18 protein-coding genes are annotated in these 22,616 nt (G+C 62.5%); 9 read left to right on the top strand and 9 right to left on the bottom strand.

All coding sequences use genetic code 11. The features are described from left to right. The first annotated feature begins 59 nt into the window (after positions 1-59). From IB230_RS07370 to rffA, 9 genes are all read left to right on the top strand, one after another. Positions 60-806 (top strand): electron transfer flavoprotein subunit beta/FixA family protein, encoded by a 747-nt coding sequence (locus tag IB230_RS07370; RefSeq protein ID WP_192270484.1) that lies wholly within the window; start codon positions 60-62, stop codon positions 804-806. After that, a complete protein-coding gene (locus IB230_RS07375; protein ID WP_192270486.1) occupies positions 806-1,744 on the top strand; it encodes an electron transfer flavoprotein subunit alpha/FixB family protein in 939 nt (312 codons plus the stop codon). The genes IB230_RS07370 and IB230_RS07375 overlap by 1 nt, the downstream gene beginning before the upstream one ends. A 109-nt stretch (positions 1,745-1,853) precedes the next feature. Next, complete coding sequence (locus IB230_RS07380) at positions 1,854-2,426, top strand: hypothetical protein (RefSeq protein WP_192270488.1); 573 nt, start codon at positions 1,854-1,856, stop codon at positions 2,424-2,426. A 290-nt stretch (positions 2,427-2,716) separates the two neighbouring features. Then, the gene (locus tag IB230_RS07385; RefSeq protein ID WP_192270490.1) at positions 2,717-4,126 is read left to right on the top strand and encodes a mannose-1-phosphate guanylyltransferase/mannose-6-phosphate isomerase; all 1,410 of its coding nucleotides are present in this window, start codon (positions 2,717-2,719) and stop codon (positions 4,124-4,126) included. A gap of 79 nt (positions 4,127-4,205) precedes the next feature. Beyond that, the gene (locus IB230_RS07390; protein ID WP_343227289.1) at positions 4,206-5,135 is read left to right on the top strand and encodes a glycosyltransferase family 2 protein; all 930 of its coding nucleotides are present in this window, start codon (positions 4,206-4,208) and stop codon (positions 5,133-5,135) included. Continuing rightward, a complete protein-coding gene (locus IB230_RS07395) occupies positions 5,125-6,249 on the top strand; it encodes a GNAT family N-acetyltransferase (RefSeq protein ID WP_192270492.1) in 1,125 nt (374 codons plus the stop codon). Before IB230_RS07390 ends, IB230_RS07395 begins: the two co-directional genes overlap by 11 nt. Positions 6,250-6,343: 94 nt before the next feature. Continuing rightward, positions 6,344-6,655, top strand: coding sequence for an EamA family transporter (locus IB230_RS07400; protein ID WP_225589238.1), 312 nt, complete (start codon positions 6,344-6,346; stop codon positions 6,653-6,655). Between the two features lies 1 nt (position 6,656). Continuing rightward, on the top strand, positions 6,657-7,280 hold the full coding sequence (locus IB230_RS07405; protein WP_192270497.1) for a class I SAM-dependent methyltransferase: 624 nt from the start codon (positions 6,657-6,659) through the stop codon (positions 7,278-7,280). A gap of 27 nt (positions 7,281-7,307) precedes the next feature. After that, positions 7,308-8,438, top strand: a complete 1,131-nt coding sequence (rffA, locus tag IB230_RS07410) for a dTDP-4-amino-4,6-dideoxygalactose transaminase (protein ID WP_192270499.1) — start codon at positions 7,308-7,310, stop codon at positions 8,436-8,438. A 58-nt stretch (positions 8,439-8,496) separates the two neighbouring features. Here the strand turns inward: rffA and IB230_RS07415 are convergent, their stop codons facing one another. The 9 genes from IB230_RS07415 to IB230_RS07455 all read right to left on the bottom strand — a co-directional run bounded on the left by IB230_RS07415 (position 8,497) and on the right by IB230_RS07455 (position 22,596). Further along, a complete protein-coding gene (locus IB230_RS07415) occupies positions 8,497-10,659 on the bottom strand; it encodes a hypothetical protein (RefSeq protein ID WP_192270501.1) in 2,163 nt (720 codons plus the stop codon). Next, complete coding sequence (locus IB230_RS07420) at positions 10,656-14,399, bottom strand: glycosyltransferase (protein WP_192270503.1); 3,744 nt, start codon at positions 14,397-14,399, stop codon at positions 10,656-10,658. Before IB230_RS07420 ends, IB230_RS07415 begins: the two co-directional genes overlap by 4 nt. Positions 14,400-14,421: 22 nt before the next feature. Continuing rightward, the gene (locus IB230_RS07425) at positions 14,422-15,390 is read right to left on the bottom strand and encodes a GDP-mannose 4,6-dehydratase (protein WP_192270505.1); all 969 of its coding nucleotides are present in this window, start codon (positions 15,388-15,390) and stop codon (positions 14,422-14,424) included. Beyond that, positions 15,387-16,310 (bottom strand): GDP-mannose 4,6-dehydratase, encoded by a 924-nt coding sequence (locus IB230_RS07430; protein WP_192270507.1) that lies wholly within the window; start codon positions 16,308-16,310, stop codon positions 15,387-15,389. The genes IB230_RS07425 and IB230_RS07430 overlap by 4 nt, the downstream gene beginning before the upstream one ends. Beyond that, complete coding sequence (locus IB230_RS07435) at positions 16,307-17,962, bottom strand: methyltransferase domain-containing protein (RefSeq protein WP_192270509.1); 1,656 nt, start codon at positions 17,960-17,962, stop codon at positions 16,307-16,309. The genes IB230_RS07430 and IB230_RS07435 overlap by 4 nt, the downstream gene beginning before the upstream one ends. After that, the gene (locus IB230_RS07440) at positions 17,959-19,227 is read right to left on the bottom strand and encodes an ABC transporter ATP-binding protein (RefSeq protein WP_343227266.1); all 1,269 of its coding nucleotides are present in this window, start codon (positions 19,225-19,227) and stop codon (positions 17,959-17,961) included. The genes IB230_RS07435 and IB230_RS07440 overlap by 4 nt, the downstream gene beginning before the upstream one ends. Beyond that, positions 19,224-20,018 (bottom strand): ABC transporter permease, encoded by a 795-nt coding sequence (locus tag IB230_RS07445; protein ID WP_192270518.1) that lies wholly within the window; start codon positions 20,016-20,018, stop codon positions 19,224-19,226. Before IB230_RS07445 ends, IB230_RS07440 begins: the two co-directional genes overlap by 4 nt. After that, positions 20,018-21,127, bottom strand: coding sequence for a glycosyltransferase (locus IB230_RS07450; protein WP_343227267.1), 1,110 nt, complete (start codon positions 21,125-21,127; stop codon positions 20,018-20,020). The genes IB230_RS07445 and IB230_RS07450 overlap by 1 nt, the downstream gene beginning before the upstream one ends. A gap of 272 nt (positions 21,128-21,399) precedes the next feature. Continuing rightward, entirely contained in the window at positions 21,400-22,596 is a 1,197-nt protein-coding gene (locus IB230_RS07455; RefSeq protein ID WP_192270522.1) for a cystathionine gamma-synthase, read from the bottom strand. Positions 22,597-22,616 lie beyond the last annotated feature (20 nt).

Raw genomic sequence — 22,616 nt, forward strand, 5'->3', positions numbered from 1 at the left:
TCTGCCCTCGGCCAGCCGCCGCGGCCGGGCCTCACCGCTCCTACAGGAATTCCCGCAGGATGAAGATTCTCGTCGCCTACAAGCGCGTGGTGGACTACAACGTCCGCATCCAGGTCAAGCCGGACGGGTCCGGCGTGGTCACCGACGGCGTCAAGCTGTCGCCCAATCCCTTCGACGAAATCGCATTGGAAGAAGCCCTGCGCCTGCGCGACAAGGGCATCGCCACCGAGGTCGTGGTCGCCACCATCGCGCCAGCCGATGCCCAGGCCCACCTGCGCAACGGCCTGGCCATGGGCGCCAACCGCGCCGTCCATGTGGTCACCAACCAGGCCATCCAGCCGCTGACCGCCGCCCGCACCCTGCTCAAGCTGGTCGAGAAGGAAGCGCCGGACCTGGTGATCCTCGGCAAGCAGGCCATCGACGACGACGCCAACCAGACCGGCCAGATGCTGGCCACGCTGTGGGGCCGCCCGCAGGCCACCTTCGCCAGCAAGCTCGAGGTGGCCGACGGCAAGGCCACGGTGACGCGCGAAGTCGACGCCGGTCTGGAGACACTGGAAGTCGACCTGCCGGCCGTGGTCACCACCGACCTGCGCCTCAACGAGCCGCGCTTCATCAAGCTGCCGGACATCATGAAGGCCAAGAGCAAGCCGCTGGAAACGCTGCAGCTGGCCGACCTGGGCGTCGATGCCGCCGACACCCACAAGACCACCCACTACGCCCCGCCTGCCAAGCGCAGCAAGGGCGTCATGGTGAAGGACGCGGCCGAACTGGTCGCCGCACTCAAGCAGAAGGGGTTGCTGTAATGGCCAAGGTTCTCGTCATCGCTGAACACCTGGACGGCAAGCTCAACGCCTCCACCGCCAAGACCGTCAGTGCCGCCGCTGCTGTCGGCGCGGAAGCCATCGATGTGGTCGTGCTGGCCGCCGATCCGGCGACCGTCGCTGCTGACGCCGCACAGATCGCAGGCGTCACGAAGGTACTGGCCGTGGCCAATGCCGCCAACGCGAATGCCATCGCGCAAGTGCTGGCGCCGCAGATCGCGGCGCTGGCCGCCGGCTACACGCACGTGTTCGCCCCGTCGACCACCTTCGGCAAGGACCTGCTGCCCTGCGTCGCCGCGCTGCTCGGCGTCAACCAGGTGTCCGACCTGATGGCCATGGATGGCCCGCACACCTTCAAGCGCCCGATCTACGCCGGCAACGCGATCATCACGGTCGACGTTCCCGCCGACCAGACCGTCGTCGCCACCGTGCGTACGGCCTCGTGGCCGGAGGCCGCGAAGGGCGGCAGCGCAGCGATCGAAGCGGCGAACGTGGAAGCGACGTTGCCGACGCACACCCGTTACGTCGGTCTCGCCGCCGGCAAGTCCGACCGCCCCGACCTGCAGAGCGCCAAGCGCGTCGTCTCCGGCGGCCGCGGCGTCGGCTCGGCCGAGAACTTCAAGGTCATCTACGCCCTGGCCGACAAGCTGGGCGCCGCCGTCGGCGCCTCGCGCGCCGCGGTAGATGCGGGCTATGTGCCCAACGAACTGCAGGTCGGCCAGACCGGCAAGATCATCGCCCCCGAGCTGTACGTAGCCGTCGGCATCTCCGGCGCCATCCAGCACCTGACCGGCATCAAGGACGCCGGCACCATCGTGGCGATCAATAAGGACGGCGAGGCGCCGATCTTCGAGATCGCGGATATCGGGCTGGTGGGGGATTTGTTCCAACTGCTGCCTGACTTGGAGTCTAGTCTCTAGCATGCGACCGCTCGCGGCGTATCCTCACGCGGCACCTATTGGCAACGAATTTTCTCTCGGCCACAGGAATTCGACGATGCATCCCACTAGACTGGCTTTTGCACTCTGCTTGCTCGCCGCTCTGGCGGCCTGCGACCGCACTCCTTCGCAGGCTCCTGCCGAACCCGCTACGATGCCGACTGCGACGCAGGATGCCATCGGAATCGACCCGCAAGCGACGGCTCCGGCCGACCCCAACGCTATCGACACGCCCATTCCCGACGAAGCCTTCGGGGCCACTTTGAGCGTCGTCGGACCGCCCCGCATGTCTGCATCTGGCACCGGCTTCGACATCGTGTTGCAAGTCGCCAACACAGGCACATCAGCGCTGTATGGCGTCGGATCCAAGCAGGTGAACATCGGCGTGCAGATCCTTGGGGACAAGGATGATGTAGAGGCATCGGGGGGGGTCCGTGATTTCATGCGCAAGGGCCTCCCCTACCTATCACAGGGCGCCCAGTCCAATGTCGTCGTGACCGTTCCTGCCGACCAGCGCCTGAACGGCCGCAAGCTGCGCTTCGCGCTAGTACAGGAACACGTGCGCTGGCACGAGGACACGCCTGAGAAGCGAATCGACCTGGGTCCGTTCCGCATTTGCGGGAGCCAGGTCTGCGATGCCGCCGGCCAGCCGCTGCCGAATTGAGCACCGGCTGATCCAGCCTTCCGCTCGAATCCGTCGGTCCTGATCCGGAGTGCCCGGTATCCGTGGGGTACTCCAAATGGATGGCCATGGGGCGATGGGCGCGCTGCGGTGGGCACCCGAGATGTCGGGAACCTGAGCGGAGGTCGCGGTTGACGTCTGATTTGCAATCTACGGGCGATATCCTGCCCCACAGCATCAGTGGCGCGACCTCGCATCCGTCCCGGATCAAGCCCATCTGATCCCGTGTCGAGCGCGTCAATCGCTGCCCGCAGTTGATCAAGGAACACATTATGGAAAACCTGATCCCGGTCATTCTCTCTGGCGGCTCCGGAACACGCCTGTGGCCCTTGTCGAGAGAGGCGTATCCGAAGCAGTTTCTGCCACTGGTGGGCGACCAAACGATGCTGCAGGCCACTTGGCGACGTGCCGCGCCTGTCACCCGGGCAAGGCCCATCATCGTCGCCAACCAGGAGCATCGCTTCATGGTGGCCGAGCAGCTCCGTGAGATCGGAGTTGAACCGGCTGCCGTCGTGCTTGAGCCTGCAGGCCGAAACACCGCGCCCGCGATCGCCACAGCGGCGCTGATCGCCGTGGCGCAGAACGAGCATGCCGTACTGCTTGTGCTGCCGTCCGACCACGTCATCACCCACGAGAGCGCGTTCCACGATGCCGTGCGTCTGGCGATGCCGGCCGCCGCCCGGGGCGACCTAGTGACCTTCGGCATCGTGCCTAAGGCTCCTGAAACGGGATACGGCTACATCAAGGCCGCCCGTGGCGAAGGCGTGCGAGCGGTCGACCGCTTCGTCGAGAAGCCCGACTTGGAAACTGCGAGGGGCTACATCGAAGATGGCGGGTACTTCTGGAACAGCGGCATGTTCCTGTTCAAGGCGAGCAGCTACCTGTCGGAACTTAGGCGGCTCGAGCCCGACATGTTGGCCGCATGCGAGCAGGCGCTTGCACTGGCGAAGCGTGACGCTGATTTCATCCGGCTCGACGCGGATGCATTCACGGGTATCCGCAGCGACTCGATCGACTACGCAGTGATGGAGAAGACCTCCGCTGCCGCGGTAGTGCCGCTAGAGGCCGGCTGGAGCGACGTGGGATCGTGGGGCGCCTTGTGGGATGTCTCGGCTCAGGATTCCCAAGGCAACGCACACCATGGCGACGTAATCGAAATCGACTGCAAGAATACCTACGCCTATGGAAACCGCTTGATCGCTCTGATCGGACTCCAGGACGTCGTGGTGGTGGAAACCGACGATGCGGTCCTGGTCGGCAGCCGTGACCGCATCCAGGAGGTCAAGGAGGTCGTCGGGCAGATCAAGACGGCGGGGCGCTCCGAAGCTGCGGCGCACCGCAAGGTCTATCGCCCTTGGGGAGCCTACGACTCGATCGACCAGGGCGCGCGCTTCCAGGTTAAGCGCATCACCGTCAAGCCAGGCGCCACCCTGAGTCTGCAGATGCACCACCATCGTGCCGAACACTGGATCGTCGTGAGCGGTACTGCCGAAGTCACTCGCGGCGATGAAGTGATCTTGCTCGCGGAAAACCAGAGCACCTATATTCCGCTCGGCGTCACTCACCGCCTGAAGAACCCCGGCAAGCTCCCGCTTGAACTGATCGAAGTGCAATCCGGCAGCTATCTGGGTGAGGACGACATTGTGCGTTTCGAGGACGCCTATGGCCGCACCAATGGCTGAGTCCTCGCCCCTTGCGGCCCACGCCCCTCCCCCATCTCCTCAGCGCGCGGCACATGCCAGTGCACACGTGTCAATTTCCGTGGTATCGCCGGTGTACGGCTGCAAGGGATGCCTGGAGGACCTGGTGGACCGGGTCGCCGCAGCACTCGCGCCCTCCGGACGTCGCTTCGAAGTGCTGCTGGTGGACGACAACGGCCCGGATGTTGCCTGGCCGCGCATCCTCGAACTGGCGAAGAGCCGTCCATGGCTGCGTGGGTTCAAACTGTCCAGGAATTTCGGTCAGCACTACGCGATCGCCGCCGGCATAGAGAAGTCTAGCGGCGACGTGGTCGTGGTCATGGACTGCGACCTCCAGGATCCGCCGGAAGACATCCCCGCCTTGGTGGCCCAGTTGACCGACGGCGTGGACGTGGTTTTCGCACAGCGCACGGCCAGGCAGGACAGTCTGTCCAAGCGTTTCTTTTCGTGGGGCTTCTTCCGACTACTGTCTTGGCTCACGGGCGTACGGCAAGACCATACGACAGCCAATTTCGGCGCCTACAGCCGAAAGGTGATCGACGTGGTCAACGGCATGCCGGAGCGTGACCGCTGCTTCCCCCTGATGGTCAAGTGGACGGGTTTCACCACACGCTACGTTCCCGTCAACCATGCATCACGCAAGGATGGCGACAGTGGTTACAGCTTCGGCAAGTTACTGCGCCTGGCCACCGAAATCGTGTTGTCTTACTCTGACAAGCCGTTGAGGCTGGTGGTCAAGGTGGGTTTGGTGTTCGCGGCCATTGCCTTCGGCATGGTCGGCTGGACCTTGCTGCGTTTCGTCCAGGGCGATACTCAGGTGGCGGGATTCACCAGCATCATCGCATCGATCTGGTTGGTCGGCGGCGTGATCATATCCTGCCTTGGGATTCTCGGCCTCTATCTGGGCAGGCTTTTCATCGACGCCAAACGCAGGCCGTACTATCTAGTGTCGGAACAGACGCCTTCCCCGGAGCAGCCCCATGGACAGTGAAGTTATTTCGCACTCGCCGCTGGACACGGCCCGTTTCGGGCTGGACGTGGTCCGCGGCAAGCAGGAGACTGTCGACAGCAAAGCGATCGCCAAGGCGATCTTCGCGTCCGAGTGCGATCTCGCCATCCTCCGTGTTCCCAGTGCCGCCGAGGGAATCCATGGCGTTTCGCGATGGGCGCTCCCCCTCATCCACGCCGACACGCTCGTGTACTACAAGTGCGACCTGCGCACTTACTCCCCCGCTCCATTGCGCAATCCCGAGCTCCGCTTTCGAAAGGCCGGTCCAGGCGATCTCGATGCCTTGCGTACGCTCATCGCCGAGACATTCCGCAACTACCGGAGCCACTACCACGCCAATCCCCTGCTTGAGCGGGAAAAGATACTCGCCGGCTACCAAGAGTGGGCGGAAGGTCACGCGCTGGCAGCGGAACGGACACTGTGGATTGTCGAACGCGACGACAGACTGGCGGCCTTTGCGGCATGCTCTGAAACCACCGATGGACAGACCGGTGAGGGTGTGCTGTACGGCGTCAGTCCGCAGGAATCCGGCGGCGGCATCTACGGCGACCTGATCAGGCATACCCAGGTCGACTTCGCCAGCCGAGGCTTCTCCACCATGCTGGTCTCCACGCAGGTCAACAACTTCGCCGTGCAGAAGGTGTGGGCACGCGAAGGTTTCTATCTGTTCGAAGCCTGGGACACCTATCACATCAATGCGCTGCTTTCTGCACGCAACAAGGTGTACGAGAACTCGGTAAGGTTCACTAAGGATCAGGTAGCCGCGTTCGCGGCGGCGTCCGGCGACGTGAATCCGATCCACCTGGACGATGAAGCCGCGCACGCCGCCGGTTTTCCAGGTCGAATCTCGCATGGCGTGCTCGCCGCCGCCGAGCTTTCGCGGATTCTCGGCACTGAAGTGCCAGGCCCTGGCACCATATTTGGGCGTCTCGACATGACGTTCCTGCGGCCGGTTCTGGCCGGCGAGCCCTACCACTTAGCGCTTAAGATCCCCGGAGGCATCAGACCTACTGGTCATATGCATGCCGTATTCGAGATCCGGGACCCCCAATCGCGCTTGTGCGTCTATGCGCACACCGACATCATCCTGCGCTAGGCCCGGTCGGCCAGATCGCCTGAAAGCCAGACTACCCGTCATGAGCTATCTATTCATCGCATGTACCGTGCTCCTGACTGTATACGGTCAGCTCATGATCAAGTGGCAGGTGGGATTGCGCCCCGAGATCGCCGCCGAGGGATTGACGGCCCGCAACATCGTCGCCCTGCTTACCAATCCATGGGTCATCAGCGCGTTCGCCGCGGCATTCGGCGCGTCGCTGTTCTGGATGGCTGCACTGAGCCGAATGCCACTCAGCAAGGCCTATCCGTTCACCGCCCTCAGCTTCCCGCTGATCGCGATCTTCGCGGTGTGGATCTTCCACGAGAGTTTCGATCTGAACAAACTGGCCGGCACCGCCTTGATCATTGCCGGCGTCCTCGTTCTGTCGCGATCGGGTATCTGATATGAGCCAAGTAACGCACGGTATCCGATCCATCCTTTCGCACCCTGCAATCTACGACCTGACTCAGAACATCCTTGGCGCGGGCAGGTCGCGCAAGAAACTGGTGAAGGATTACATCCGCGCCGAGCCGCGCGACCAATTGCTGGACATCGGATGCGGCACCGCCGAGCTCCTGCCATACCTGCCAGAGGACATCGACTACGTCGGGTTCGACCTCTCGCCCCGCTATATCGAGGCGGCCAGGAAGCGTTACGGGGCACGGGCCAGATTCGAATGCATGGACATCGCAGATTTCGACGACGACATGGTGAAGGACGGTGCGGACATCGTATTGGCAATCGGCATCCTGCACCATCTGGACGACGAGCTAGCGCACGCGCTGATCGATACGGCATGGAGCAAGCTTCGCCCGGGCGGAAGGCTGATCACGCTTGATGGAACCCTCACGGACAGCCAGTCCGGCTTGGCCAGGTCTTTGATTCTCCGCGACCGCGGGCAGAACATCCGCTCTCCGGAAGGGTATCGCGCACTGGCAGGGACGGATTTTTCCTCGGTGCACCTGACTGTGCGCGAAGACATGCTTTTCGTTCCCTACACGCACTGCATCATGGAATGCACCCGCTGACTCGATCCTGGCACGGAGCCCAGAACCATGACGATACCTTTCAACAAACCGTACATGACCGGCAATGAGCTGACCTACATTGCCGAGGCGCATGCCAATGGACACCTCTCGGGCGATGGGCCGTTCACGCGCCACTGCAATGCCTTGCTCGAGCAGCAGGTCAATTGCGCCAAGGCACTACTGACACACTCGTGTACAGCAGCGCTCGAGATGAGCGCGCTGCTGCTCGCACTGCAGCCGGGCGACGAAGTCATCATGCCGTCCTACACGTTCGTCTCCACGGCCAATGCATTCGTACTCCAGGGCGCCGTTCCGGTTTTTGTCGACATCCGGAGCGACACCCTGAACATCGACGAGTCGCTCATTGAAAGCGCGATCACCGAACGAACCAAGGCAATCTGCGTCGTCCACTACGCAGGCGTCGCTTGCGAGATGGACGAAATCCTACGGATCGCCTCCAAGTACGGACTGATGGTCGTAGAGGACGCTGCGCAAGCCATTTATTCATCCTACAAGGGTCGCCCACTCGGTGCGATCGGTGATTTCGGATGCCTCAGTTTTCACGAAACCAAGAACGTGATCTCCGGTGAAGGGGGGGCGTTGCTGGTGCGCGACGAGGCAAGGATCCAGCGTGCGGAGATCCTACGGGAGAAGGGCACCAATCGCAGCAGGTTCCTGCGCGGACAGGTCGACAAGTACACGTGGGTGGATGTGGGGTCTTCCTACCTTCCCAGTGAAATCGTGGCAGCGTTCCTGCGCGCACAACTGGAAGCCGGTGAAACGATCACCGCACGTCGCATCGCCATCTGGGAGCGCTATCATGCTTGGGCGGAAGGCCATGAGGCTGCGGGGCGCCTGCGCCGGCCGGTAGTGCCGTCCTACTGCAAGCACAATGCCCATATGTACTATCTGCAGCTGCCTTCATTGGAGCAGCGCACAGGCTTTATCGAACGCATGAAAGCGCAAGGTGTGCAGTGCGTGTTCCATTATGTGCCGTTGCACAGTTCGACGGCGGGACTACGCTATGGCCGCAGCCATGGCGATCTGCGGGTGACAGATTCCGTTTCGGACACCCTGGTCCGGCTGCCGCTGTGGGTTGGACTTGAGGAGCGGCTCGACCAGGTGATGGCGACGGCGGACGATGTCCTGCTGAGCTGACACGCCATCATCGGACCCGCAAGATGTGGTCGTCCCTTGGGACGACTACCATTCGTGATCAGGGCCGCTTCTCTTCGATATCACCGATCATGCAGCCGAACTGGCGCGTATCGGTCGGCACCCTGTATATCTCGGGTGCCCTCAAGGTGAGCATGTTGGTCTCACCTGGATGTGCATCGATGACGACGGATGTCCAACCGTCCGAACCAGTTCCTGCTTTGCGCAAGGACATGGTGTTCGCCTCAAGGCTCAGCTCACCGGTCGGACACTTGTACCGAAATACGTAGTCCTCGCCCGACTCGACAGCGGGTGCCGGAATCAGCAGGACCGCCTCGAGACCAGACATCCATCGAAAAGCGGCCTGATCCGGATATGCCTCCCTGGCATACCAGCCCAAAGCATAGTCCGGCTGATCCAGGACGACTGGCTGTTCAGCTCTACCGCCCTCAAGGCGCATTGCACCTACGATGTCCCCAGCTGAGTAGGAAGCCGGCGCTTTCGTGGGATCCACAATCTCGAAAAGTACCACCCCCCTTTCTTCCGCGACCCGGCTCAGCGCGGGATTGCCAGAAAGGAGCCTGAGCGCGACTGGGCCAACACTCGGCTGATAAGGGGTGCTGTGAACGGCGATGAATCGCACACCCCGCCCACGTAGGTCCTGCAGATCTTCTTTCGTCGCGATCCCTTGGTTCAACGTACCGTAGAAGCGCTGGGAGAACGCGTTCCAGTCCGATGGATACATCGAACTGTGGCCATTGACCAGCCTTGCATCGTTCACGAGCGCGAAATATTGGAACGTCGCGTTCAGGTAGTGGTCCGCCTCCCTCTGAAAAGGAATTGCTACGACGCCCCCCTTGCCCGCCGTTTGCGCATACGCCGCGTTCCGTCCTACCAGCTGGGACATCCTGGCGTCGGAGAAATGGAAGTCCACGACTACTGCGTACACGAGCAGTGCCCCAATGACTATCTTCAGCCCGCGGTTGCGTAGGCGCCCAGTGGCCCACGCACACGCCACCGCCATCATGACGGACGCCGCAAGCGTCACCACAGGCATGATCCTTCCGGGGGTACGCGAGCTGCTGACGCCCGGTACGTTCTCGTAGAAGAATCGGTACAGGCCTATCCCCGTCCGGTCATCGAACGTCATCCCGAACGCGAGCACGTACGCTAGGGGAAAAACGAGCGCGCTATATGCGACGACAAGCCGGATTGCAGGGTCGCTTCCCCATCCGCGCCTGATCAGCGTCACCAACCAACCCAATGCTGCGAGGATCCCAGCCAGCCCAAGGTAGATGGTCTTCTCGTTGCCCGACCATTTCGTGATGAGATGTTCGAATCCTGGACTGTAGTAACGCACTTCGTTGAGGTCCTGCCCGGCCGCAAGTCCGCTGCTGGACAGGATCGAGTACACCGTGGCCAAGTTCCACGCGGTCATGGCCAAGGATGGCAGCGCAGAGGCGAGCAGAGCCGTCCACTTGCTCACATCGCGGCCATAGGATCGCGCGGCCTTGAACGCGCCGACAAGGAACAAGGGAGAGAAGAACAGGATGAACCAGTAGAACAGCGCGAAGTTGGCGGCAGACAGCAGGAAGGCCGAGAAGAAGAAGATCGCCGACCATCGCCAGTCGAAGCCTTTCAAGAATCGGACGAACGCGAAAAGAACCAGAGGCAACAGCACTACGTCTGTCGCGTAGACCATCTCTCCGAACAGAAAACTTACGCGGAACGGAAGGAACGCGAACACTGCCCCGACCGTGTAACCGGCGGCGCGTGATCCAAGTCCTACCTCTTTGCCCAGTAGATAGCCAAAGATGCCCGCCAGGGGGAAACTGAGTAGCGCAACCAGGTTGTAGGCGCCGACTGGCCCAAGAAAAAGGGCAAGCATCGATGTTAGCAGGGAGAACGGCAAGAATATCCATCCTTCGTAGAAGGACGGCTCCTGCCCAAGCGCATACTGGTAGCCCGAGTAGTACGCAGACTGCCCTCGTTGGAGATTATGGTAAGGCAGCGTATGGCGGTAGAACTGCTCGAACTGGTCGCCTGGGATCATTTCTGCGGTCCCGCCGCCTGCCGGCGCGCTTGGAAGTGCGGAATCGAAGTGGGCGACGAAATCGCTACCGGCGTACCAAAGCCCGATCAGCGTGAATAGAAACGCGATCACCAGAACGTCGACGCGTGTCGACCACCTCCCTGTCGATGACGCTGCGGAGATTCCGGTCATACAAGCGCTCCCTTCGCCGATACCCGCTCGTGCACGCTGCTGCATGATGGAATCGGCCTTTCTCCGCGCGCCAACACGCGTAAGAGCATCTCTGCCGACTGCCTCCACGTAAGCCCCAGATCCGCTGGCGGCGGCGCAGGTAGCTGCTGGCGCAGCCGTTCGGCCAATTGGTACGGATCCCCTGCGCGAAAGTACTCCGCGTGGACCGATGCAATTTCCCTGAACACCGGCAGGTCGCTGAGCAAAAGTGGCAGCCCGTATCGCGACGCCTCGACGATCGGCAAACCAAAGCCTTCCGCCAACGACGCTTGGATGAGCACTGAAGCGTGTTGATATGCGTAACTCAGCTCAGCATCCGAGAGACCTTGGAACCAGAACAGTCGTCGGCCCAGTTCGGGGTGGGATTGCAGCCGCTCCAAGAAACCTTCGACGTTCCATCCCTTCTTGCCGAAGAACACCAGCTTCTGCTCCGACCCTTCGCGCCAGCGCTCTTCGAACGCGTCTAGTACGTCCGAACAGCCTTTGCGAGGTTCCAGCGTTCCGACGACCAAGGCCGTCCATCCGTGGAACACCTGGCGGAAATCTTCGCCTATTTCTGCCCCCATGCGTCCCGGCTCTATCAGATCGCACCCCAGATGCACGTAGCCGATGCGCTGAGCATGCTTGCGCGGCGCTTGGACCTCGGCGATCCAGGCACGGAGGTCGGCCGCAGTCGCGGCAGAATTACAGACCAGTACATCGCACTTACGCACTACGTAGCGCAGCCACTTCTCGAATACGGCCGGCATGTAGTCCACGCAGAACTCAGGGTGCCGCACAGGGATGAGGTCATGGACGAATGCGGCGCAGCGCCCGCCCCGATCCGCGATCGTCGCGAGAGATGCCTCGAAGCGTTCCGGCGTCTCCCATGCCGAGTCAAGCAGGAACAGGACGTCGTTCGCGCGGAAGTCAATGGGCCGGTCGTTCGGCCTACCAGGTAAGCCCAGTGCGTCGGTCACATAGGCGTCAGTACACGTCAGCCCCCCCCCCCTTTCATGGGCGACGGCTGCGACCTCAAGCAAGGTCGGTGCCTCCAGCAACAGCATCTCGCGCGCCAGATTGCGCACGACGCGATGGACGCCGGTTGCGTAGTCCACATGCACGACCTCGCTGAGGTCGATCAGCAAGCGGGGAGGGCCGGCCTCGCGGCGCTCACGCGTGATCGCGAACTCCAGCGCGGCCGACTCGCTCTCCAGCACCGGGCGGTGCTCCAGGATCCGGGTCAAACCCTCCACGAGGTCGTAGGCGTCGCGTGCGTGGCGCAGCGTGATGCCTGCGCGCAACGCGTCGGCATAGACACGAGCAGTCGCGTCGGGGGCGTGCTCGCGTCGCATGAATGCCACCGCCGCCCCACCCAACGCCTGTCGAGCATCCGCATCGGCGATGAGTCGCGACAAGGCCATCGCTAGGTCTTCAACCGCCGGCACGGACTGGAGCTTGACGACGCAATCGTCCGGGACTTCCCCCAGGCTGCCATAGTCGTTCACTACCGTTGCCAGTCCGTGGGACATGCAGTCGTAGACTGCTTTGGACGTCTCGCCACGACTGCCGGAGCGTAATTGGACCGCGAAATCCGCCGCCAGCAGGTAATCGTTGTAGGTCCCGTCGTCCACAAATCCCGTGACCGCGGCTCGAACGCCGGGCCCCAACGCCTCGATACGCCGCTCCATTTCATGTCCGTACGGACCGCCGTCGTTCTCTCCGACGAACACCATCCTCACTGTTGCATCCGCACCCGGAAGATCCGCCAGCGCATCCAGCACGAGAGTGGACAGTTTGGTGTCCGCGACGAATCCCAAGCTGACGATCAGGCACTCGGCCGCATCAATGCCGAGTCTGGCGCGTGCCGCCTTGCGCTCGGACGGCAATGGGGCTCCCATCGAGCGCACGGGCATCGGGGCGACGTGCACGCGCCCGGTGCGAGCATAGGGATAATGCGTGCGGATCGTCTCCAGCGAATGGACCGAGTGGACGATGACCGCCGTCGCCTCCTCCAGGACGCCCAGAGAGGCGGGGTAGCGGCGCCGCGTTGCAAGCGGACCTTCGTCACGGAGGTACGCGACCGCAGATCGTCCGTGCGACCGCATCAATGCATCCGCGAATACGCCTGGGACACCTCCATGTTCGTCCATGTACCAGAACATCGAACTGAGGTAAACGTCGTGCAGCACCACGACACCTGGGAAGCGCGCAAGCAGGTCCACCATGTGCGAATGGAACGGCGAGTTTCCGAACTGATAGACGATACCGTCATAGTTCGCGGCGCGTTCGGGAAACTCCGACCACGACAAGACGGTCAAGGCGCCGGCGCCCGCCCGCGCTTGGGCCGGCTCCGCGCTCGTATACAGATCCACGTCCAAATAGCGCGAAAGCGGCGCCAGTATCTCGGATACATAGCTGGCCACCCCCGTACGCTCCGGGAGCAAAGGCGTCACCATGGCGACGCGCTTGCGCGCTGGACGGGCAATGGCGGTGCGGGTATCGGCGCGCGCGCGCGCGCGCGCTTCCCCCCACGCCTCGTTGGCAAGGCGCGCAGTGCGGTCCCAGGAGTACTCCTTTGCCCGAGCCAACCCCGAATCGCGCAGCGACATGCGCAGACCCTCGTCCATCAGTGTGTGTGCCAGCAGGCCGGCGGCCGCTTCCACGCTGGAGGCGTCGAACATCGCATCTTCGCGTTGCATCACCTCGCGAAGGCTGGAATTGTCGCCACAGATGGTGGGTGCGCCGCATGCCATCGCCTCAAGCACCGGCAAGCCGAAGCCCTCATACAGCGAAGGGAAGAAGAAGACTTCGCACATCTGGAAAAGCGCGATCAAGTCCGCGTTGGAGACCTTCCCGGTAATCACGATGTCGTCGGGCGCCAGACCGTGGCGCGCGGCGTAGACACGCAGTACGGCTTCATCATCAACCTGATTGAGGACCAGTTGCACGCCTTGCCTTACGTCCTGCGGCAATCGCGCGAATGCATCGATCGCACCGATGAGATTCTTGCGGAAGTCGCCGTTTCCGGTGTAAAGCACGAAGCGATCATGTACACCCAGCCGACGCAACAACTGGGCGCGTGCGGCGGGCGCCCACGACAGTGGCGTGAACTCCGCACCGACACCTGCATGGATGACCGCCAGGCGGTCGGCAGGTATACCCAGGAAGCGGATCGCATCCGCACGGGTTGCTTCGGAGATGCACAGCAGCAGGTCGAATCGTTGCAGCATGGCCAAGCGCTTCGAGTACCAAGTCGTGTACTCGGGATTGACGAGGTACTTGTCGGCGAATACCAGCGGGATGAAGTCGTACAGCGTCACCGAGCTGATGGGGCCTTCTAGGGTCGCCACGCCGGGCATTCCGCCCGCGTGGTCGACGAAACCCTCGAACAGGCTGTGGACGTGCACGATGTCGGGCGCAAGCTTTCTGTAATGGGACTGCACCAGCACGTCCGCCGCAGGCCGGTAGATGTCGTCGGGGTGTCCATGCGGATGAACGGGTCCCGGGTAGTAGTAGCGGCTGAATGATGCGCGCGCCACGACATCCTGCAGCGTACCGGCGACTTCGTCGGCTTCCTGCGGATAGGTCCCGTCCAGTCCGAGCAGCAGCTCGTCATCGGTTCGCGACAACAACGCGCGGGTCAGATCCAGGCTGTAACGGCCTATCCCGCGATGGCGGGATGCGGTCTGGCAGGCTTGTAGATCCAACGCGATGCGCATGCAGCGGTTTCCTTCCGGGTCATCAGGACTGGCGGCGCAAATCCGCGTCGACCATCATGCCGATCAGTTGCTCCAGGCTGGTCTTAGGCCTCCATCCGAGCACCGTATTGGCCTTCGCGGGATCGCCCAACAGGACGTCGACTTCGGCCGGGCGGTAGAACGCTGGATCAATCACCAGGTGGTCTTCCATCTTGAGGCCGACATGCTCAAAGGCGATCTCGCACATCCTCCGGACGGTCGTGGTCGTCCCTGTCGCTACAACGAAGTCGCCACCAGCCTGCTGTTGCGTCATCAGCCACATCGCCTCGACGTAGTCGCCCGCGAATCCCCAGTCGCGCTTAGCGTCGATGTTGCCCAAACGCAGCTCGGACTGCTCACCGCGCTTGATGCGGGCTACCGCGTCGGTGACCTTCCGGGTCACGAACTCGATACCGCGAAGCGGGGACTCGTGATTGAAGAGGATGCCACTGGAGGCATGTATGCCGAAGCTTTCGCGGTAGTTCACCGTGGCCCAGTGAGCCATCAGCTTGGCGACGCCGTAGGGACTACGGGGATAGAACGGTGTCGTCTCGCTCTGCTTCTCCGCCTGAATCAGGCCGAACATCTCGCTGGTCGAGGCCTGATAGAAGTGTGCCTTCGCATTGACGATGCGCACGGCCTCGAGAACATTGAGAGCCCCTACGCCGTCGATCTGGGCGGTGACGATCGGTTGCTGCCAGGACGTTCCGACAAAGCTCTGCGCGCCCAGGTTGTAGACCTCATCCGCTTTCGAAACTTCCATCGCGCGTATCAGCGATGACAGGTCGTTCAGGTCACCGTCGATCAGGTTCACGTCGCGCTCGATCCCCAGCTCGCGCAGACGCCACAGGGTGTCGGTGCTGCGTCGCGCCAGCAGACCGTGCACGCGGTAACCCTTCCCGAGCAGCAGCTGGGAAAGGTAGGCGCCGTCTTGGCCCGTTACACCGGTGATCAATGCACTCTTGCCGGTCATTGTTTGCTTTTCCTTGCGTAGTCGAGAAGATCTAATACGGTGGTTTCTATGCTCAATTCCGGGCTCCAACCGGTGTCGTCGCGCAGCCTGCGGCTGTCCGCGCGCATCCGTTTCTGCTCCGAAGGCCGCATACGGGAAGGATCCATGCGGATCTCGGGCGTCGCATCCGTATGGGCGAGCATCAGATTCAACAGTTCGCGGACGCTGCGCTCATGGCCACTGGCAATGACATACGTCGTTCCCCGCACGCCAGCACGCAACAAGGCGGCATATGCGGCGACAACATCTCTCACGTCGAGAAAATCGCGCGTGCTGTCGATGTCGCCGACTTCGATAAGTGGTGTGCGACGTCCAGCCTCGATCTCAGCGATCTGTCCCGCGAGGGATGGCAGCACGAAGCGATCGCTCTGGCCCGGACCGACATGATTGAACGGGCGGGCAATGACGCAATCGAGACCGTGGGTTCTACCAGCCTGCAAGCACAGTTGCTCGGCGGCCCACTTGCTTACGGCGTAAGGGTTCCGTGGCTGCGGCTGGATGTACTCCGTCACCGGCAGATCCTCTTCCGCGACGAGACCATAGAGATCGCCCGAACTGACGTATAGGAACCGGCCACCGAAGTCCCGCTCCTGCAGCGCCTTGATCAGGTTGGCGGTGCCGCCCGCATTAATGGCCAAGGTTTCCGCAGGATCCTCGAACGAGCGGGGCACGAAGCTCTGTGCGGCCAGGTGCACGACCGCATCCGGCATCGCCTGGGCCACGACGTCACGCGTCGAATCGAGGTTGCGGATGTCCCACTCCGGGGGGGGGGCGGCGGCGACGGCGTCTCCGAACCGGCCGTTCTTGACTGCTTCCAACACGTAGCGCCCGACAAACCCGCCTGCCCCGGTGACTAGGATTCTCGCGCAACGCCGGCTCATGCGCTCCTCCGGGCGATGACGGCATAGTCCACCGGCGCACGAAAATGCTCCAGCACCATGTTGAGGGACGCCGCACCAGCGGCGTCCTCCTGCAGCAGTGCGGGTATCGGCACATCGCGCGCCTCGCTCAGGCGTTCCACTCGGACGTCGGTGAATCCGCGCGAACGGGTCAGCCAGAACATCAGGCCAGGGGGAAGCGGGTTGCGATGCGTGGGATCCATGTAGAACCAATTGGAGCCGACGAGCACATTCTCCGGATTGGGCGTCTCCATAATCAGAATGCCGCCAGGCCGCAGGATGCGGTGGGACTCGTCGAGAAAGTCGATCAACGACTCGAAGCCGAGGTGTTCGATCAGGTGGATCGAGGTAACGCCTGCGACCGATGAATCCGGCATCTGCTTCAGGACCTCGAACGCATCGCCCTCGGTGACATCCAGCCCCTTCGCACGGCAGGCCTGGACGAAAACCTGGTTGCTGTCGATGCCGCGCGCACGATAGCCGGCATCGCGCAACACCTCAAGCCATTCTCCACGCCCGCAACCGATGTCGACGATGGGCGCATCCTGCCCGGCCACAACAGCGCCGGCGACATCGGCAAGGTACGGCCTGACGCGCGTCCGGACCAATTCGTTGCTGCCGCGGAACGCCTCTTCGAACGCCGCATACAGCGCATCGAGATTGCGCTTGTCCGGCTCAGCCTTCGGTAATGGCGCGGCGGGAGGAATGCTCGCAGCCAGTTCGGATATGCGCTCGGCCAGGAGGGTGCAGGCGCCTTCTAGCGCGTCCAACCGTTCTTCCGCGCGCTGGTGGGTTCCCGAGCTCGCCTGCTCGAGCGCGGCCAGGCGCACTTCGATCCCGGACGCTATCTCGCGAATCCGCTCCTCGAGTACGCCGACCCGCGCACCGAGCGTCACCCGGCTCGCCGGCGCCGCACCCGATTCGTGTTCGAATTCCACCGTGAGCCGTTCATCGATCTTGTCGATTCGGCCGGTCTGTTCGTTTGACAGCGCCAGTGCCCTGCCTTCGAGTGCATGCAACTCCGCCGACATCTCCGAGAGGCGATGCGCGATGGCATCGGCTTGCGTACCCACACCGTCAACCACTTGGTTCAACAGTTGGCCGATACGACGCGTCTCGTGTACGCCATAGGTGCTGGAGATGGCTTGCTGTCGGGCCAGCCGAGGCAGCCTCGCCAGCGTATAGGCCCACTCCAGTACTGGGCCCAACCAACGTCGGTGGCGCCACTGCTGCACCTTGTACGGCAGCAGTAGCCCATCAACATGAACGCCACGCTGCATCCCCTCTTCGGACCAGCGCAGGTTACCGAGGACTTCCACTTTGGAAACACCGCCCGCGCGCAGCTGATGGCAGTAATGCTGGAAGCCCGTTTCATCGGCGGGGCGACGCAGGATCGTCTGGTACGCGACTTCGACGAACTGCTCGTCGTCATATTGCAGTAGCTCCTGAAGTGCGTATGCGCTCTTCTCGGGCAACGCGGAACGTCCGGGACGCCAGCGTGGCAGAGCGGTAGCCTCCGCTCCCGCGACGCCCACGGCCGCGGACGTCGCCGCGGCCGCGCGACGCGACAACTCCCTCTGCACGCGCCTGATCACTCGCGCCGCCTCTTCCTCTGGCGTGGAAGCCTCACTCATGCCCTACCTCCGTTGTCCAATGCGCGCGCACTTTCTTCGCCACCCTCCGACCGGATCGAGATATCGGCTGGCAGCCACGCGGTCCCCACGAACTCGGGGTGCCCGGTATTCGCGACCTGGAACACCAGAGCCAGATCCCGCCAGACGTAGTTCCTTACCAAATGCGTCTCCGTTTCAGTCAACGCGATGGACACCGAATAGCTGCCTGGCCCGAGGTTGACGGGAAACGCGACACTGAACCGCAGACACTGGCCTGCTTCGAGTTGCATGTTGGTCTGCCGGGTGTGGTGCGTGTTGGTACCGAACACCGGCTGACCCAAGCGGTCGCGGATCATGAAACCGAACACTAGATCGTCGAGAGGGAAATGCACCTTCACGTGCACATCCAGCACCACTGGCTGAGCCACCCCGACGTACTCCACCGGCGCTCCATTCACATCCAGCAGCGCCACGGACTCGATCGATGCCTCGCCTGATCCCGACTCGGTCGCCACCTGATTGTCCGCAGTCTCACGCTGAAGGAGCTTGCTGTTCTCCTTCTCGGCGATCAGCGCGTTGTAGTAGTCGAACACGTAGTGTGGATCGCCATCCATCACGACACGGCCTTGCACCAGCAGGATGGCACGGTCGCACAGTGCCTGCACGGCACTCGCGTCGTGCGAGACGAAAAGCAATGTCGTCCCACCAGCACGGAATTCGCGGATGCGACGGAAGCACTTATGGACGAAGTAAGCATCTCCGACCGAGAGCGCTTCGTCGACAATCAAGATGTCAGGACGGGTGGCGGTCGCGACGCTGAAGGCTACCCGCACCTGCATGCCACTGGAATAGGCTCGGACCGGCTCGTCGAAGTAAACGCCGATTTCGGCGAAACGCTCGATCTCGGGCATCAGCCTGTCGATCTCCGCTTCCGCGTAACCGAGCAGACCGGCGGCGTGGCGCACGTTCTGACGCCCCGTCAGTTCCGGATTGAAGCCCATCCCCAGTTCCAGGATCGCGGAAACGCGTCCGTTCAGCACTATGCGACCTTCGCTCGGACGCGCGGTACCCGTCACCAGCTTGAGCAGCGTGCTCTTGCCTGCGCCATTCTGGCCGATGATGCCCACCGACTCGCCTTGGCAAATCTGGAAATCGACACCTCGCAGGACCCACTGCTCCGAAACAGGCTCAGAGCGGATGCCGAACCAGCGAGCAAAACGTTGCCACTCGCTCCTCCAGTGGCGGTAAGCCTTGCCTACGCCGGAAACGGAGATCGCCAGACTCACAGAACGTCCACCATCTCGGCGCTTGCGCGTCGGAACACGAGTAGTGCAAGCCCAGCAAAGCCTAGCGAAGCAAACATCAGCCATCCCAGGCTAGCCCATTCCGGCGCCTTGTCGAACACCAGGACGTTCTGGTAACTGACAATCAGCGGGATCAGCGGGTTGAGCTGGAACCAAGCACGGGTCGATGGAGGCAGGATCTCTAGCGAGTAGACAATGGGCGTCAACCAAAACATTGCCTGGATCACCACCGGAACCACCTGGCCCACATCGCGGACGAAGACATTGAAGATGCCAAGCAGGATGCCCAGCGCACTGGAGAGCATCAGCGTGACAATCATTAGTAGCGGCAGCCAGAGAGCCTGGACACCAGGGAGATGGCCGAGCGCGGCGAACACGAGGAAGATGGCCAGCAGCAGGAGCACGTTCTGTACCAGCGTGGTGCCGGCCGTGATGATGGGCAGACATATCCTTGGAAACGCCATCTTCTTCATCAAATTGGCGTTATCGACGAAAAGTCCCACGCACCGGCTGATAGTCTCGGCAAACAGCGTCCAGCCCATTGTGCCCGCCATCAAGTACAGCGCGTAGGCGTACTTGTTGTCGATCCCCGGTAGCTTGGCGGCCAATACTTCCGACAGGACCAACGCAAAGATCAGCACCTGCGCCAGCGGATGTATGACCATCCACAAGGCACCGAGCTTGCTGCGCAGGAACCGGACACGCAGATCGTTGCTGATGGACGAAACGATGAAGAACCTGTAGGCCCATATGGCGGCGAGCATCTCGCGCATCAGTGCTCGTCTCCATTGGGGTCAACATCACCCAGCGACTGCAGGCGGCGCACGATGGCGGACGCCGCCTTCTCAGGCGCCAATACATCCACCACATGTTCGCGGGCTCGCACACCGAGGCGCGCGGCCGCCGCTGGATCCGCCGCTAGGCGGCGCATCGCGTCCGCCGCCGACGCCACGTCAGGTTCGGCCCATGTCGCACCTTCGGAGTGCGGATACTCTTCAGGCTTAACCGCAACGCGCCGGTAATCCACCATGCAGGCCACGTCGGATGACATGAAATCCAGGTTGCCCGACCAATTGGTGGCGATGACCGGCTTTCCGAGCGCCATGGCTTCGGCGAGACCAAGGCCAAAACCTTCGGCACGGTGCAGGGAGACATAAGCATCGCAGCAGCGGTGCAACGCGGTCATGTGGGCGCGCTCGATGATGTCATCTCGCACCACGATGCGATGATCGACCGACGTCGCAACCAGCAAGGCGCGAAGCTGCGTAGGGTAGCGAAACCCGTTGCTGGTCTTCAGCAGCAGGACAACACGCTCATTCCCGAGCGGGAACGCCTGCAGGAACGCCGCAACCACCGCGTACGGATTCTTACGCGCGACCCAAGAGTTGAAATCGAACGAGGCAAGGAACACGAACTCTTCCTCGGGCAACCCGAAATCCACACGCTGGAGACCACTATCGGGCAAGTGCGCCAACGGCAACGGGGCACGCAGAATAGGCTTGTCCGTCACTCTACGGAAGCATTCTTCGACGAAGCCCGAGCTGACAAGCAATTCATCCACGCTGTCCAGCGAAGAAATCCAGGCGTCTGGAACCTTGTCCAACTCCCAGAACCAGCACGCGATCAGATGCTTTCCGGCAAGCCGCTCCTTCCCGATCTGCTCTAGCGCCGCATCCAGATAGTCGGGATTGACGAAAACCAGATTGACGGCGAATGGCGCACTCGTGCCTAGCAAGGCTCCAAGGCTGTCGTCTTTCCAGCCATGCGGCAGCCCCAAGTCCATGTCCACCAACGCCACATCCACACCGGCTGCCATCAGCGCGCGCGCATACTGGCGTGCGCTCTCTCCCAGCCCGAATTCTCCGCGCAAGTAGCCGAACACGTTGACGCCAAGGCGCTCGCCTGCACGGGACGGCGAAGTAGCCGACAGCGGAACTCGCTGAGTCGGCAGAGGTGTCTTGACGACCCATGCGGGCGTGCGTCGGAAAGTCAGCCTGCGTTGCAGACGCCGATTCGACAATTGCGACACAGCATCACGCCAAGCAAATGGGAGCCGGCGGTACAGACTGACGAGTGGCGCAAGTCCACGAGCCCAGTCGACGAACCTGGATTCTGCCGGCACACCGGATGGTCGATGCATGGTCGTTCTGACCTTCAATTTCGGCACTGATCCAAGACGTCGGCCAGTTCGGCTCGCAGATCGCCCAGATGTTCGACCCCAACGCTCAACCGCACCAACCCGTCACTGATGCCCAGCTTTTCCCGACGCTCCACCGGCACCGACGCATGCGTCATCACCGCGGGGTGATTCACCAGGCTCTCCACGCCGCCAAGCGATTCGGCGAGCGTGAACAAGCGGCTGTTCTCGCAGAACTTCCTGGCCGCGTCGAAGCCACCTTTGAGCACGATCGAAATGATGCCGCCATAGCCCTGCATCTGCTTGGCAGCGAGCGTGTGCTGCGGGTGCGAGGCGAGTCCGGGATAGATGACCTTCTCGATGGCGGGGTGCGTCTCCAGCCATGTCGCCAGCGCGAGTGCATTCTCGCAATGGGCTTTCATACGCAGGTGCAGCGTCTTCAGCCCGCGCAACGCAAGGAAGCTGTCGAATGGCCCCTGCACGGCACCGATGGAGTTCTGCAGGAACGCCATCTGCTCCGCCAGTTCAGCGTCGTCTCCCACCACCACCATGCCACCGACCATGTCGGAGTGGCCATTGAGGTACTTGGTGGCCGAGTGCATCACGATGTCCGCGCCGAGTCGCAGCGGACGCTGCAGGATCGGAGAAGCGAACGTGTTGTCGACCACCACGCGCAGGCCATGCTTGTGGGCGACACCACAGATGGCGGCAATGTCGACGATCTTCAGCATGGGGTTGGTCGGGGTTTCAACCCACACCATTCGCGTTTCCGGTCGGATGGCGGCCTCGAAGGCTTCCAGGTCCGTCAGGTCGACGAAGCTGAAATCCAGTGCCGCAGTGCGCCTGCGCACGCGCTCGAACAGCCGGTAGCTGCCACCGTACAGGTCATCCATTGCAATCACATGGCTGCCGCTGTCCAGCAACTCCAGCACGGTCGAGGTCGCCGCCATGCCGGACGCGAACGCGAAGCCACGCGAGCCCCCCTCCAGCGCGGCGACGCAGCGCTCGTAGGCGAACCGGGTAGGATTGTGGGTCCGCGAATACTCGAACCCCTGATGGACGCCCGGACTGCTCTGCGCGTACGTCGAGGTCGCATAGATCGGCGGCATGACGGCGCCAGTGCTGGGGTCGGGCGACTGGCCGCCGTGGATGGCCAGCGTTCCCAGGGCGGGCTCGCCAGCGCCCCCATCGGAAGGGGATGAGTGGTGCGTCATGTTCGGGTTCCTTGAATCAG

Source organism: Pseudoxanthomonas sp. PXM01 (assembly GCF_014851815.1).
Lineage (GTDB): Bacteria > Pseudomonadota > Gammaproteobacteria > Xanthomonadales > Xanthomonadaceae > Pseudoxanthomonas_A.

What these genes read in the sequence shown, in the direction of transcription:
- IB230_RS07370 (WP_192270484.1), top strand. Translation starts at nt 60, where the DNA reads ATGAAGATTCTCGTCGCCTACAAGCGCGTGGTGGACTACAACGTCCGC.
- IB230_RS07420 (WP_192270503.1), bottom strand. Translation starts at nt 14,399, where the DNA reads ATGCGCATCGCGTTGGATCTACAAGCCTGCCAGACCGCATCCCGCCAT.
- IB230_RS07430 (WP_192270507.1), bottom strand. Translation starts at nt 16,310, where the DNA reads ATGAGCCGGCGTTGCGCGAGAATCCTAGTCACCGGGGCAGGCGGGTTT.
- IB230_RS07445 (WP_192270518.1), bottom strand. Translation starts at nt 20,018, where the DNA reads ATGCGCGAGATGCTCGCCGCCATATGGGCCTACAGGTTCTTCATCGTT.
- IB230_RS07375 (WP_192270486.1), top strand. Translation starts at nt 806, where the DNA reads ATGGCCAAGGTTCTCGTCATCGCTGAACACCTGGACGGCAAGCTCAAC.
- IB230_RS07455 (WP_192270522.1), bottom strand. Translation starts at nt 22,596, where the DNA reads ATGACGCACCACTCATCCCCTTCCGATGGGGGCGCTGGCGAGCCCGCC.
- IB230_RS07415 (WP_192270501.1), bottom strand. Translation starts at nt 10,659, where the DNA reads ATGACCGGAATCTCCGCAGCGTCATCGACAGGGAGGTGGTCGACACGC.
- IB230_RS07395 (WP_192270492.1), top strand. Translation starts at nt 5,125, where the DNA reads ATGGACAGTGAAGTTATTTCGCACTCGCCGCTGGACACGGCCCGTTTC.
- IB230_RS07405 (WP_192270497.1), top strand. Translation starts at nt 6,657, where the DNA reads ATGAGCCAAGTAACGCACGGTATCCGATCCATCCTTTCGCACCCTGCA.
- IB230_RS07435 (WP_192270509.1), bottom strand. Translation starts at nt 17,962, where the DNA reads ATGAGTGAGGCTTCCACGCCAGAGGAAGAGGCGGCGCGAGTGATCAGG.
- IB230_RS07400 (WP_225589238.1), top strand. Translation starts at nt 6,344, where the DNA reads ATGATCAAGTGGCAGGTGGGATTGCGCCCCGAGATCGCCGCCGAGGGA.
- rffA (WP_192270499.1), top strand. Translation starts at nt 7,308, where the DNA reads ATGACGATACCTTTCAACAAACCGTACATGACCGGCAATGAGCTGACC.
- IB230_RS07385 (WP_192270490.1), top strand. Translation starts at nt 2,717, where the DNA reads ATGGAAAACCTGATCCCGGTCATTCTCTCTGGCGGCTCCGGAACACGC.
- IB230_RS07425 (WP_192270505.1), bottom strand. Translation starts at nt 15,390, where the DNA reads ATGACCGGCAAGAGTGCATTGATCACCGGTGTAACGGGCCAAGACGGC.